The organism is Periweissella fabaria, assembly GCF_918814575.1.
Classification (GTDB): domain Bacteria; phylum Bacillota; class Bacilli; order Lactobacillales; family Lactobacillaceae; genus Periweissella; species Periweissella fabaria.
Genome location: NZ_CAKKNS010000001.1, coordinates 455,860 through 469,127, shown reverse-complemented (window position 1 = coordinate 469,127; position 13,268 = coordinate 455,860). Strand labels below are relative to the sequence as shown.

Here is a 13,268-nt window from a genome sequence, read left to right as displayed (position 1 = left end):
CTAAGCTAAAAAGTGTTGAAACCTTTACATAGTCGTTACACGACCGCTAAGGGAAATTTAAGAATCATCGCTATAATTTAAGTAATTTAACGAATAAGATTGTGAGGGCCGGTCAATGTTAGTACAAAATGTGCAAGAAGTTATCAGCTTAGAACCTGTGAGGGTTGAAGACGCAATTGAAATTTATGCGTTAATTGAAAAAAATTATCAATATTTGGCGCCATGGTTACCATGGGTGGCTAATTTAAATAGTATTGCTCAAGAAGAAGCTTTTCTTGAATATGCGGTTAATAAAATCGCTAAAGGGCAGTTATATCTAACCAATATAGTAATTGATGGCCAAATTATTGGGCAAATCGATATTCATAATATTAGTCAGAATAATCATCGTGGTGAAGTTGGCTACTGGCTCGATCGCGAATTTCAAGGGCACGGCATTATGACGTATGCACTTCGGCACATCATGGAATATGCATTTGCCGAGTTACATCTTCACCGCTTAGAACTGTATACCGATGTTGCCAATGAAAGTAGTCAACAGGTCGCTCGCCGGCTGAGTTGGAAAAAGGAAGCCTGCTTAAGAGATTACTTAATTAGTGGGTCCGAGTATCGCGATGCCGTTTTATTTTGTAAGATCAATCATCAAAACTAAGCATACTCGGCTTAGCTGAAGATAAAATGTAAATATACTTAGGAAGCCACTTTGGAAAAATCACTTTTCTGAAGTGGTTTTGTTGTAGTTAGTGGATGCTAAAAAATAAAAAAATTTTTCACCTGTACTGGGCAGTAAAATTTATCGCCGTTAAGTGGTTGCTGACGTCTAGGAAGTCAATTTAAGGATAAATGTTGCTATAACTGGTTTTTGAGTTGCTAAAATAAGTTTTTAGGAAGGGATATTTATCGACCTATAAAAATAATTTATAAGATAGCAAATTTTTGACTATACCACGTTATTTCAGTTAAAGTAGCAGTATAGAAAAGCAGAAGGAGCAAAATGATATGCTTACAGGAAAAGATTTACTCAACAATCCATTTTTGAACAAAGGAACCGCCTTTTCAGCCCAAGAACGCGCGGACTACAAACTCAACGGTTTGTTGCCAACAGCTATCCAAACGCTCGACGAACAAGTTGCTGCAACATATGCACAGTTAGAAACGTACACAACCCGTTACGAACAAAACAAGTTCTTGATGTCAGTCTACAATACTAACCGGGTGCTCTACTACGCCATCGTTGGTTCACACATCAAAGAATTATTACCAGTAATCTACACACCAACCATTGCTGATGCTGTTCGTGGTTTCTCAGATGACTTTGTTCGTCCAAATGATGCCGTTTTCCTTGATGTTAACCACCCTGAAACAATGGCTGATGTTTTGAAGGAAGCTAGCAAGGACATGCCGCAAGTTGATATGTTAGTTATCACTGATGGTGAAGGGGTTCTTGGAATTGGTGACTGGGGTATTCAAGGGGTTATGATCTCAGTTGGTAAGTTAGCGGTTTACACAGTAGCTGCTGGTATCAACCCACAACACGTATTACCAATCGTGATTGATAACGGTACTGACCGTCAAGAATTACTCGACAATCCTAACTATGTCGGTAACCGTCAAAACCGTAAGACTGGTCAAGAATACTGGGATTACATTGATCAATTTGTTGAAACTGCTAAGGGCATGTTCCCTGATGTCTTATTCCACTGGGAAGACTTTGGTCGGGCCAACGCTAGTGTTATCTTGGAAAAATACAAGAATGATATCACTACTTTCAACGATGACATCCAAGGTACTGGGGTGATGATGGCTGCTTCAATGAACGCTGTTGCTAAAGCATCTAACAAGCCAGTTACCGAACAAACTTATGTTGTCTTTGGTGGTGGGACTGCCGGTATCGGGGTTTCAGACCAAATTCGGAACGAAATGATTCGTCAAGGAATGAGCGAAGCCGATGCAATGAAGCGTTTCTTCATCGTTGACCGTTACGGTTTAGTAATTGCTGGTCAAGAAAACTTGACTGAAGGTCAAACCCGTTACGCACGTCCAGCCGACGAATTCACGACCCCAATGACAACTTTGACCGATGTTGTGAAAGCTGTTAAGCCAACGGTCTTGATTGGTACTTCAGGTCAAGCTAACACCTTCACACAAGAAATTGTTGAAGTGATGAGTGCTAACACAGAACGCCCAGCTATCATGCCAATTTCAAACCCAACTGAATTACAAGAAGGTAAAGCTGACGATATTATCAAGTGGTCTAAGGGGAATGCCTTGGTAGTTACTGGTTCACCTTCAGATCCTGTTGAATTCGAAGGTACAACTTACTACATTGGTCAAGCGAACAACTCATTACTTTACCCTGGTTTGGGTGCTGGTATCGTTGTTTCTAAGGCAAGTACTGTGACGGATGCGATGCTTTCAGCTGCAGCCCACGGGATTGCTGATATCCAAGACTTGTCAGAAAAGGGTGCTTCATTGTTGCCACCTGTTGAAACTGCTCCACAAGCATCTAAGTATGTTGCGATGGCGGTTGTTAAAGCGGCTATTGAAGATAAGGTTAACCGTGCTGAAATTAGCAATATTGAAGCTGCGGTTGATGCAAGTATCTGGAAGCCAGAATACTAAGAAACACCGTGCGATAAGTTCTAGTTTAGATCGATTACCTTATGGAACTAAACCGCTTTAAAATTTGCAGATAAATAAAAATCCAAAGGAGTTTTCCTTTGGATTTTTTTGCACGTATTTATGGTATGATGTTGCTACTGAAATTTACTTATATCAATATAGCAAAAATATAAGGTAATCCATGATAAAAGAATGTATTATTTACATATAACATTGGTATAAGCATAGGAATCTGTATGAATTATTCCGATATTTCTTATTTAAAATTAAGAAAGTAGCCAAACTGACACAATTACGTAATTCCAAGTTCAATTAATGCCACTAAAAGAACCTTGTGCGCAAAATAAAAAGCCGATTATCAACTGATAACAGGCTTTTAAGGGGGGCGACTTACATGGGAATAATTTAAGGGGGGATTATTGGCCGTGCAAGCCTCTTAATTATTGTAACAAAGTATACGGAATATCCCAAATGATAAGGGTGACAACATTGTTTATTAATTAATAAGTTGTAAATTATTAAAAATTGAAAAATATGAAGTAACCTAATTAGCATTAATGAAAAAATGAAAGACCCAGTGTGGGGAGGAGGATTTCAATGTTATTACCAACTGAACGGATGGCGATCGCTGTAAGTGTTAGCGGTCACGATCAAGCGACTATCTTAGCAGCTATTAGGGCTTGTCAAAAGTATCCGATTGATTTAATTGAATGGCGCCTGGATACATGTTTAGCAGCTGGATATCAACCCGATGCGGTGGCAATGCGGTTGATTATTGCGGCTAGTCAGGTACCGGTTATTTTAACGTATCGAACTAGTGATGAAGGTGGGGATTATCCATTTGATGCTAATTTATATACGCAATTGTATTTAAATGGTTGGCAAGCCGGGGCCGCTTTTTTAGATGTTGAATATCACGTCTGGTCAAAAGTTCACTTGGCATTAGCGCCGGAAAAGCCAGCTATCATCTCGTCATATCACAATTTTAAAGAAACCCCTCACAACCTAGCTGAACGCATTAATATCATGGGGCAAACACAGCCAGCGATGATTAAAATTGCGGTGATGAGTCATAGTTCCAAGGATACCGATTACCTATTAGAAACAATTGCGGCGTGCCAAACTATTCCAATGATTGGTATTGCGATGGGGGCCACAGGAGAACGCAGTCGCACGGCCGGTTTTAATTATGGGTCACGGATTACGTATACAACGTTACCAGATACTAGTCCGATGGCACCAGGCCAGATTGATTTACCAACTTTAATTACAATTGTCCACAAAGGACACCCCCGGTTTTAATGAAAGCGAGAAATATTAAATGATTATTATTACAAACGATACACCAACAGCAACTGCTTTTAAGGCGGCTTTAGCGACGGAAGCTTCAACATTACTGGTTTTTCAACACGCTAATCGCCTCGCCTTACCAACAATCAAGGCAGTAGAAGCCTTGCCGTTAGCGTTACCATCATATGCGCAAGTGGTATTAAAACACCACGCTGCCGTACAAGCCAGTCGAGAATTCCATCCTGAAAATACGGTTATTACAACACCCCATAGTGTAATTGGTGATGGCGGTTTAACTGTGATGGCCGGACCAGATTCAATTGAAAGTCCAGAACACGTCGCTACGATGGGGCAAGAAGTTAAAGCAGTGGGAGCAACGGTCTTGCGAGGTGGGTCTTTTAAACCGCGTACAAGTCCATACAGTTTCCAAGGAGTCGGCGAAAGTGGTTTAATTGCACACCGACAAGCAGCAGATGCGGCTGGTTTGGATATGGTGACAGAAGTCTTAGATCCCCGTGACGTTGACGTCATTGACCAATACACAGATATCTTCCAAATTGGGACCCGTAATATGCAAAACTTTGCATTACTTAAAGCGGTCGGTGCTAAGCGCAAACCCGTGGTTTTGAAGCGGGGGATGTCAGCCACCCTTGATGAATTTTTGCAAGCAGCGGAATACATTGCAGCGGGTGGTAATACCGATATTATCTTGATGGAACGCGGGATTCGTTCATTTGATAATAAATACACGCGTAATACTTTAGATGTTGGTGCCATTGCGGTGCTTAAGCAAATGACCCACTATCCAGTCTTTTTAGATGCTAGTCATGCGGCGGGTGAACGGGCCTTAGTGACGCAATTGACCTTAGCCGGTGTTGCAGCCGGAGCCGATGGCTTCATGTTGGAAATTCATGATAACCCTGATGCAGCGTTAGTTGATGCGCAACAAGCCATTACGCCAGCTCAAATGGGTGATATTGTTAGTAAGGCACGGCAAATTCATACGATTGTGCGAGGTGTCTAGATGGAAGCCGTTATGTACACACACGATTACCGCCAAACTTTAGTTACGGATGTGATAGCTCAATTCCCAGCACAACGCGTCTTTATCTTAACTGATACCCAAGTTGGCGCCTTGTACCTTAAGCAAACAGTGGCAGCCCTTGAAACCACAGACCGTGAAATTCACACGATGACGGTCCCTGTTGGTGAGGGAAGTAAGTCATTAGCAACGTATGAACAAATTAGTCAAGCGCTTGCGGACGCCCATTTTGATCGGCACGATGCGTTAGTTAGTCTCGGTGGGGGTGTGATTGGTGATTTAGGTGGCTATGTGGCTAGTACTTATAAACGTGGAATTGCGTTTATCCAAGTACCAACTTCATTTACTGCTCAAGTTGACTCAAGTGTCGGTGGTAAAACCGCGCTTAACCTCGGGTCACAAAAAAATGTCATCGGCACTTTCTATCAACCGGTTACAACAATTATCGATAGTCAATTTCTGGATACATTAAGCACTCGTAATTTACTAGAAGGGTATGTTGAAACCATCAAAATGAGCTTGTTAGCGGGTGGTGATTTTGCGGCGTTAACCGCCACAATTAGCACGCCCGGTGAAATTTTGGACCATCGCGATGCCTTGATTAAAGCATCAATTGACTACAAAACTCACATTGTGGCGGGGGATTTCAAGGACTTTGGCCAACGTAAATTCTTGAACTTTGGGCATACGCTTGGCCATGCAATTGAATTAGCGGATCCAGATTTAATGCATGGGGAAGCCGTTGGGATTGGGATGTTCCAATTAGCCCAACTCTTGATGCCGATTGAGATTCAAGCCGCCATTCGCGAACGCTTAACGGCCTTAGGATTACCATTATCATCGCAATACTTAGGCACGGTCGCCTTTTATGATAATTTGTTAAATGATAAAAAAGTCGCGGGTAGCACGATTGATTTGGTGGTCTTACCAGTCATTGGTCAACCAGCAATTCAAACAATGCCGTTGACTGAATTCAAAACGTTGCTCCAAAGCGCTAATTAACAGGAGATATACCATGGGGAAGAAAGTCCACCGTTTGCAAAAAGAAGTTGAAAGTTTACGGCAAGATGTTATGACGTTGCAAGCCATTGTCCGGGATCAAATTGGTGAGCAACCTCAGACATTAAAGGAATGGGCGTTGCTCAATAATGTTTCGTTGCGCGAACTTGGCCGGTTGATGATGCATCTATTCAAATCACTTGAAAAAGGTAAGCCGCTTAAAGTTAACCACGTTACGCGCCGCTTGTTCAAATATAATCATCAATTAGATCAGGCGGAATTAGCGGAATTACGCCCGGCAACCGAAGAATACTTGCAATTTGTTTACCAACAAAATCCAGAATATTACGCTGACATTATTGGAAACATTACCGATTTTAAAATTAAATAGACATAGAAAAAGCGTAGGGTAACCTACGCTTTTTTGCACTGATCCCCTCGAATTGGCGTAAATTCAATCGAGGGGGTCAATGTAGGTTTTGAAAAATCTTATCTTTCGCCATAAATGCAATAAAAAAGCGCAGGAACGACCTGCACTTGGATGTTTATTTAAGTTGTGTTAAGTATTTGCGCAATTTTTTGACGTCAAAGTAGTAGGCAAGCCCGAAAGCCAACGTTAACATTGGCGTGATCACCCGAAAGGGACTAAAGAAAAAGATGGCGATAATGGTAACGTATAAGACCGCCCAAATGACGTATAGTTTAGCACCAAATGTTTGGTAGATGAATGCTTGATACGGCTTACTTATACCAATCGCCAAAAGGATAGAAAGTAGTATAAGTACAATGACATGATAATTGCCTTGTGTGTAAATTTGCTCTGCCGACATGTGAGGACCTCCGGATTGATTTATTGATGCAATTATAAACTAAATTAAATATGATGTAAATAAATTGAGGTAAATTAAAACCGGCTGGTAAATACCAACCGGTTTTGAGTTATTTTGTTGTAGGGCAGTAGGGTTCAATCGCTCTAGCCTAAACGTGCTCAAAGCCGCAAGCACCTAAGCATATACACAATAACTTAACGACTCAAAGATCGAGCCATCAGTTATTGCTAGTATGCTACGGTGCTTAGGCGCGGCTTTTCGCACTCTGTACCAATGCCTCAAATTTAGCATCATCATGGGCATCTTCAGCCTTAAGCTCATCGACACGGCGTTGGTGGCGTCCACCTTCGAAGTCAGTATCCAAGAATGCCTTGACCAAGACTTCGGCAAGGCCAGGACCAACAACACGTGAGCCCAATGCTAAGATATTAGCATCATTATGACGGCGGGCATATTCGGCTGAAAAGGCATCACTGACAGGTGCCGCGCGCACACCTTCAACTTTATTAGCGGCAAGGGAAATTCCAATTCCAGTCCCACAAATGGTAATTCCTAAATCAGCTTCGTGGTCGCGAATCGCTTCACCAACCCGTTTGCCGTAGATGGGGTAGTCGGTACTATCAGTATCATGGGTCCCATAGTCTTTAATTTCATATCCTAAACTTGCCACAAATGGTTTTAAGGTTTCTTTTAATTCAAAACCGGCATGATCAGAGCCAAAAGCAATAATTTTTGTCATATTAAGTTCCTCATATTTCTGATATAAAGCTTGTTAGATAGTCGTTCTTATTCCAATATACCGTTTAATGAAAACGCTGTCAATTTATCTGAGCGTAAAGATTTATATTAGCTATTGGGGCTAAGGACTGGTAGAATTAAGGTAGTATTTGGACCGAAAAATACAGACTCTTAATTCAAAGGAATGGACCGATAACATGGATAACTACATTGAAAATCTAACTTTATTTGGTAACATTGATGACAACGAAAACTTGGATGATGCCCAAAAGTTTGATTTTGTTAATCAAACAATGATGGCATACGAAAGTGTTAACCTTTTGACACAATCACAAGCATACATTGAAGAGTATGTTGAAGAATTAGGAGTTGATAAAGCCTCTGATCTGGAAGCTGATTTGGAAGATGCTATCTTGGCAGTTCAGCCAATCACCTTCCAAGTTACCGGACTTGCCAACCGTGCTGGTGACTTAGCCGAAGCCCTTTTAGGGGATGAATCAACTGAAGAAATGGCTTCAGAATCACAAGTTATCATGGACATTTTACGTGACTTCCAAGCAACTCTACAAGTAGAACTTGGTAAGTTAAATGCTGTGGTAGATGCTTTAGGTGACCTTGATGAAGAAGCTGATCAATTATCTGATAGCTTAGAACTCTTAGTGACTTACTTAGTTAACGTGTTCTTGTTAGCTGGTATTCAATTATTAGAACCAATTGAAGATGCTGACGACCATGAAGGGCATGCCCACGCTTAAGGTTATATAATAGAAGCTAAATTCATAACAACTTAAAAATGGATGTTGACGGCCACCGTATTAATTGCGGGGGCCTTTTTTATTGAGATTATGCAATGCTAACTGGTAATCACTGAAAAACACTCGTATAATAAATAATTGATTATAATACTATTACCAAAAGGAGTTTAACTGTGCATTGGCAACTTACCAGCAAAGCCTTTAATAGGGCTAAATATCCTGTATTCTTATTGGGTTTAATCATTTTACGCATCGTTTTTAATCATGTGCGGTGGCATGTTGTGTTATTGATGGTATACACAGTTATTTTTCTACTCATCGTGGCCTTCACGACACACCACATGGTTAAGAAACAAAGCAACAACAAGTAGTTCACCTAGATAAAGCCACCTTGTAAAAAGGGGGCTTTTTTGTTCTTATATTTAGTGAATCATTTCACAAAATAAGATAAAAAGATGCTAAATAGCGTAATTTAACCAGTAGGGAAGGTGCGCAGTGATTAGCGGAAAATATGCTGATTAAACACAAAAATGCGACTAGTAAACACAAAATTTGTTTACTAGAATGTCAATCAAGTGATTTTAAAAATTACAACAATCAATAATAATTCAAGTTAAGATTTACTAAAATATTTGCTAATTAATTTATCGGGTGATAAGTTAAAAATTATTGATTTATCGGCTTTTTTGCCTTTGGATTTATTAAAAATTTTAATCGAAAGCCACAATAAAAATGAGACCGGTTAAAAATTACTTGTTGACGTTCTTGTTTAGTAAACATAAACTGGGTATAAAGTTGTTTAATTAGGCATTTACTAAACACTTGTTGATAATTTTAACGAGGGTTATGAGAGCATAATTTTATGAATAAAATAATAAAATTTATTAGTAATGGATTATTAAATGAGCGATTTTTAAATTAATTAAAGTTATTTACACAAGTTAGGGGTAATAAAATTCAAGTTAATTGAATAAAATATAATCCTTAAAAATTTTTTTAAAAAATACAATCATTTTTCTAGGTAATCACTTGAAATACTTTTTTTTTTAGCATACGGTTAAATTACGGTACAAAATTAATTCATCAGATTGCTGTAGTTAGTACCAATATGAAATATTAAATAATGTCTTTTAAATTTAGATAAAAATTTCACAATGTATGGCATGAGAGTTCCGAGATTAAGGAGGAAGAAAGCATGATTTTCTTTGTTAATGATACTTTATTAGATAAAAAATCAGGGATTGATCAGGCCGTGATTAAACGGATGCAATTATTTGAACGACAAAACATAGCCTATACGTATGTCACTCGTGATTGGTCACAAGATTTACACCATCAGTTAAATGCCCTTGGGGTTAGTGATCGTCGTTTATTGAATATGTTCGATTATTACCAGCAAATGATTGATATTCAGCCGAATAAAACTTTTTTGCCCGATTTAGACTTTGGCTTGAAGAATTTACGTTATATTGATGAACAAAATGAAGATCGCTTCATTGTTCAACGCAATGATGAACGGCTTGTCGCCCGTGTGAACTACCAAAAAGAAGACCAACATGTGACTTCTGTGGAACGCTTCGATAGTGCGGGAAATTTATATGCGATTGATTTTTATAATCAACGCGGTTTCAAGTCAATGACCCAGTGGTATACCATTGACCACCAACTACGATCAGAAGTTTGGTACACACCAGAAGGCCTAGATGTTTTACATGCTACGTATCGCCAGACAAGTCAAGAAACAGTGGAAGCGATTGGATGGTTGTTGACGACACCTAACGGTCAAGTTTATCAATTCGCAACGATTACGGCTTTATTTGAACATTTTGTTAATGCCATTAACGAATTATATCCAGAATTTAACACTTTGATTCTCGATAGTGTCACGAGTGCGGATGCGGCCTTCACCCGACTACGCAAGCCAGCCTACACAGTTTTGGGTGTACACAATGTCCATGTTACCGATACACAAGAACCAGCCACGGCCCTCCTAAATGAAAACTATGAGTATGCTTTACTAAATGTCGCACACTTCTCTAATGTGTTAACGACAACCCCAAAACAAACCGCTGATATTGTTGCGCGGTTTCCTGATATAAAAGCCGCCACAACAATTCCGGCCGGCTATGTGACAAACGAGCAGCACCAACGCCCGCAAGTTAAAATGAACAAGCGTGAATTTGGTAAAATGGTGGCCATCACTAATATTAGCCCCAATAGTAACCTGATTGACTTGCTGCATGTAATTAAAAAAGTCCACAACCAGATTCAAAGTGTCACACTCGATATTTATGGGTATGCTGATTATGTTAATAATTACGCCGAAGAGATCAAAATTCGCCAAGCTATTATTAATTTAGAGCTTGAAGAAGTTGTCCAATTAAAAGGGCATGTTGATCATTTGCAACCTGTTTTAGAAAATGCACAAATTTTGGTAACGACGGCTCACAGTTCAAGTTTTGATCTCGGGTTATTAGCAGGCTTAACTAACGGCGTTGTCCCAGTGGCATATGCGGTGGATTATGCACCGAATGCGCTAATTACTAATGACCAAAACGGCTGCCTAGTTACGCATGGTGATGTTGATGCGATGGCAGAACAAATTGTGTATTTACTCAAGCACCAACGGATTTTACAACAATTTAGTAATAGTGCCTATGAGACACCTAGTGCTTATGATGAAGCCAACGTATGGCAAGCTTGGGCACAACTTATGACCATTGCAAAGGAGGAGCATCAAGCATGATTTATTCAGTTGGTGAAAATATTTATGCCTTTAACTCGGGTATCGAATTTGCGCAAGTTCAGCGTACCCAAGCATTGAATGCCGCTAAAATGCCTGCCAAAATCATTACGCGGCAGTATAATCGCTTTTTGGCTCGTAATGCAGCTTGGATGGGATTAACGAGCGCCGATTACATTAATATGTATGACTATTTCCAAAAAGTTACTAATTTTGAACCAATCGAACAAAGTGTCCGCACGTTAGCTTCAATTCCCCGGGAAATCTATCATGTCAGTTACCCTGACAGTAATCAGGCACAAATCTCAGAAGATGGGCGCCGGTTGGCCAATATTCATATGTTACCGGGAAAAACGGGGTTAGTCGGTAATATTGAATACTTGAACAACCTAGGGGATGTCATGATGACAGCATATTATGATTGGCGGGGGTTTCGTTCGATGGTCGAAACCTATCACCCAGATGGCAGTGTTGCTAGTCAGACGTTTTATGACCCAGCTGGCGTCCAAGTATTAGCAGTAACTTTTATGCCGCATAATGACGAAAGCCAAGCGACGAGTTGGCAGCTTTTAAACTATCACGGGAAAAATTATACGTTTGATAGTGAAAATCAATTATTCACGTTCTTTTTGAACGAACTAAATGATGTCGTCGCTAGTACATTTTTGATCGGCCCCAGTTGGCAGCGGGCGTATTGGGGATTGATACACCTAAGCGCACGATTGCGTATTTACATGATAGCCACTTACAAAAATATGCCACGGGGAATGATTACTTTGTTAAAGGCAGTTATCAAGCGGTCTTACAACCACGGGGACGTGAATTTAATATTATTGCCGTCGCCACTGCACAACAAGCGGCTCAAATCAAAGACCAGTTTCCAGAACGGGTGGTTCGCCAAGTACCAACCATCTTTACTAAGGTGGTCGAAGACAATACGGTTACGGATCTTAAAAAGGTGCTCTACGTTGGTCGCTTAGCCCCAGATAAAAATATCGAAGGCTTACTTAAAATTGTGGCGGCGTTAAAGCAACATTACGTAACCATTCAATTAGTAATGCAAGGCTACTTTGCTTCGACAGACTATGAAAAACAAATTTTAGCTGAAATTAAGGCGCTGAACTTAGTTGATAATGTTACGATTGCGCCCTATGAGACACCGGTACAATCTGCATATCAAGATGTTGGTTTATTCATTTCGGCGTCATTATCAGAAGGCTTTGGGATGAATATGCTTGAAAGTATGGCGCATGGGGTGCCGGTTGCGTGCTACGGGGCATTGTATGCGCGTGATAATCTCGTGGTTGATGGGTATAACGGTATATATAGTGATGAACTTAATCCCACGGCATTAGCCGATAAAATTATTACCGCTTTTGCTGAGCCATTAAATATTATGAATTTAAAGGTTCAAGCCAAGGCAACTGCAGCTCAATATCAAGCCGAACAATTGGTAGCAGCTTGGCAACAAGTTTTGAATTAGTAACTTGGCGGTTCAAGATGCTAACCGATCGGTATTTAGGAGGTATCATCTATGAAACGTGACAATGGAGTCGCAACTACTCGGTGGAGTGCTCAGCGAGCGACTAAACTAGTACAAGCAACACAACCAAATTCAAAACGCTTTAGTCAGTTTGGCATAATGGATCAAGCCAACTACCAACCGGTTATCTTACAAACACAAGTTAATCTGGATGGGGATGATGTCTATCAAAAGCGCCGTCCAACCACCAAGCGGACATTTTATGAACCATGTGCCTCTACGCCAGTACGACACTGGGAACGCCAAAATCAGCCACTGACACATGAAACGATGCCCATACTGGTAGCAGCCGATACATCACTATCACAGAGTGACTGTAGTCATTTAGCATTCACGCCGACGCAACCTAATCAACGACCTGTCCATTGTGCAGTTAAAGTTCAGCAATTAGTGCCGGTAAATTGTGCTATTGTGAGTGATGCTACGACAGAAACCCAGGGCACATGGCGACAATACGCACGTAAATACGGGCACTTAAAAGTCCAGATTAAACATCATTATCAGGTTAATGTCTGCTACTATGATCCGTATGGGAAACAACAGCATTGCCGCCGTTTAGTACATGCCTTAAATGACACTATTAAAGCGCAAAGTTGGGGGATGTTTAATATTACAGATTATGCCCCGGCAGTCGAAAGTTGATGTTTTTCTAAAATCAATAGCGCTTACCTTGAAAACATATTAGAATAAAGAAAAGTAATTATAT

Annotated in this window: 13 protein-coding genes; 11 read left to right on the top strand and 2 right to left on the bottom strand. The window is 40.3% G+C overall.

Annotated elements, in window-relative coordinates:
• Nucleotides 1-115 precede the first annotated feature (115 nt).
• From LQZ75_RS02340 to LQZ75_RS02315, 6 genes are all read left to right on the top strand, one after another.
• Nucleotides 116-652: a GNAT family N-acetyltransferase gene (locus LQZ75_RS02340; protein WP_230096237.1), complete on the top strand. Its 537-nt coding sequence runs from the start codon at nt 116-118 to the stop codon at nt 650-652.
• Nucleotides 653-972: 320 nt separating this feature from the next.
• Nucleotides 973-2,622 (top strand): NAD-dependent malic enzyme, encoded by a 1,650-nt coding sequence (locus tag LQZ75_RS02335; RefSeq protein ID WP_290368218.1) that lies wholly within the window; start codon nt 973-975, stop codon nt 2,620-2,622.
• Between the two features lie 597 nt (nt 2,623-3,219).
• Complete coding sequence (locus LQZ75_RS02330) at nt 3,220-3,924, top strand: type I 3-dehydroquinate dehydratase (RefSeq protein ID WP_230096235.1); 705 nt, start codon at nt 3,220-3,222, stop codon at nt 3,922-3,924.
• A 19-nt stretch (nt 3,925-3,943) separates the two neighbouring features.
• On the top strand, nt 3,944-4,936 hold the full coding sequence (gene aroF, locus LQZ75_RS02325) for a 3-deoxy-7-phosphoheptulonate synthase (protein WP_230096234.1): 993 nt from the start codon (nt 3,944-3,946) through the stop codon (nt 4,934-4,936).
• The gene (gene aroB / locus LQZ75_RS02320; RefSeq protein WP_230096233.1) at nt 4,937-5,956 is read left to right on the top strand and encodes a 3-dehydroquinate synthase; all 1,020 of its coding nucleotides are present in this window, start codon (nt 4,937-4,939) and stop codon (nt 5,954-5,956) included.
• A 13-nt stretch (nt 5,957-5,969) separates the two neighbouring features.
• Nucleotides 5,970-6,344: a hypothetical protein gene (locus tag LQZ75_RS02315; RefSeq protein ID WP_230096232.1), complete on the top strand. Its 375-nt coding sequence runs from the start codon at nt 5,970-5,972 to the stop codon at nt 6,342-6,344.
• Between the two features lie 154 nt (nt 6,345-6,498).
• Here the strand turns inward: LQZ75_RS02315 and LQZ75_RS02310 are convergent, their stop codons facing one another.
• Nucleotides 6,499-6,783, bottom strand: a complete 285-nt coding sequence (locus tag LQZ75_RS02310) for a hypothetical protein (protein ID WP_230096231.1) — start codon at nt 6,781-6,783, stop codon at nt 6,499-6,501.
• Nucleotides 6,784-7,027: 244 nt separating this feature from the next.
• Nucleotides 7,028-7,522 carry a ribose 5-phosphate isomerase B gene (gene rpiB / locus LQZ75_RS02305; RefSeq protein ID WP_230096230.1) on the bottom strand — a complete coding sequence of 165 codons (495 nt, stop codon included), beginning with the start codon at nt 7,520-7,522 and terminating at the stop codon, nt 7,028-7,030.
• Between the two features lie 196 nt (nt 7,523-7,718).
• On the opposite strand from rpiB, the gene LQZ75_RS02300 reads away from it, so the two are divergent.
• The 5 genes from LQZ75_RS02300 to LQZ75_RS02280 all read left to right on the top strand — a co-directional run bounded on the left by LQZ75_RS02300 (nt 7,719) and on the right by LQZ75_RS02280 (nt 13,204).
• Entirely contained in the window at nt 7,719-8,276 is a 558-nt protein-coding gene (locus tag LQZ75_RS02300; protein WP_230096229.1) for a hypothetical protein, read from the top strand.
• A 1,195-nt stretch (nt 8,277-9,471) separates the two neighbouring features.
• On the top strand, nt 9,472-11,022 hold the full coding sequence (locus LQZ75_RS02295; protein WP_230096228.1) for a glycosyltransferase: 1,551 nt from the start codon (nt 9,472-9,474) through the stop codon (nt 11,020-11,022).
• Complete coding sequence (locus LQZ75_RS02290) at nt 11,019-11,999, top strand: hypothetical protein (protein ID WP_230096227.1); 981 nt, start codon at nt 11,019-11,021, stop codon at nt 11,997-11,999. Before LQZ75_RS02295 ends, LQZ75_RS02290 begins: the two co-directional genes overlap by 4 nt.
• The gene (locus tag LQZ75_RS02285; protein WP_354002011.1) at nt 11,909-12,502 is read left to right on the top strand and encodes a glycosyltransferase; all 594 of its coding nucleotides are present in this window, start codon (nt 11,909-11,911) and stop codon (nt 12,500-12,502) included. The genes LQZ75_RS02290 and LQZ75_RS02285 overlap by 91 nt, the downstream gene beginning before the upstream one ends.
• 51 nt (nt 12,503-12,553) lie before the next feature.
• Nucleotides 12,554-13,204, top strand: a complete 651-nt coding sequence (locus LQZ75_RS02280; RefSeq protein WP_230096225.1) for a hypothetical protein — start codon at nt 12,554-12,556, stop codon at nt 13,202-13,204.
• Nucleotides 13,205-13,268 lie beyond the last annotated feature (64 nt).

Coding starts and splice junctions, on each gene's coding strand:
- LQZ75_RS02340 (WP_230096237.1), top strand. CDS start 116: ATGTTAGTACAAAATGTGCAAGAAGTTATCAGCTTAGAACCTGTGAGG.
- LQZ75_RS02330 (WP_230096235.1), top strand. CDS start 3,220: ATGTTATTACCAACTGAACGGATGGCGATCGCTGTAAGTGTTAGCGGT.
- aroF (WP_230096234.1), top strand. CDS start 3,944: ATGATTATTATTACAAACGATACACCAACAGCAACTGCTTTTAAGGCG.
- aroB (WP_230096233.1), top strand. CDS start 4,937: ATGGAAGCCGTTATGTACACACACGATTACCGCCAAACTTTAGTTACG.
- LQZ75_RS02315 (WP_230096232.1), top strand. CDS start 5,970: ATGGGGAAGAAAGTCCACCGTTTGCAAAAAGAAGTTGAAAGTTTACGG.
- LQZ75_RS02310 (WP_230096231.1), bottom strand. CDS start 6,783: ATGTCGGCAGAGCAAATTTACACACAAGGCAATTATCATGTCATTGTA.
- rpiB (WP_230096230.1), bottom strand. CDS start 7,522: ATGACAAAAATTATTGCTTTTGGCTCTGATCATGCCGGTTTTGAATTA.
- LQZ75_RS02300 (WP_230096229.1), top strand. CDS start 7,719: ATGGATAACTACATTGAAAATCTAACTTTATTTGGTAACATTGATGAC.
- LQZ75_RS02295 (WP_230096228.1), top strand. CDS start 9,472: ATGATTTTCTTTGTTAATGATACTTTATTAGATAAAAAATCAGGGATT.
- LQZ75_RS02290 (WP_230096227.1), top strand. CDS start 11,019: ATGATTTATTCAGTTGGTGAAAATATTTATGCCTTTAACTCGGGTATC.
- LQZ75_RS02280 (WP_230096225.1), top strand. CDS start 12,554: ATGAAACGTGACAATGGAGTCGCAACTACTCGGTGGAGTGCTCAGCGA.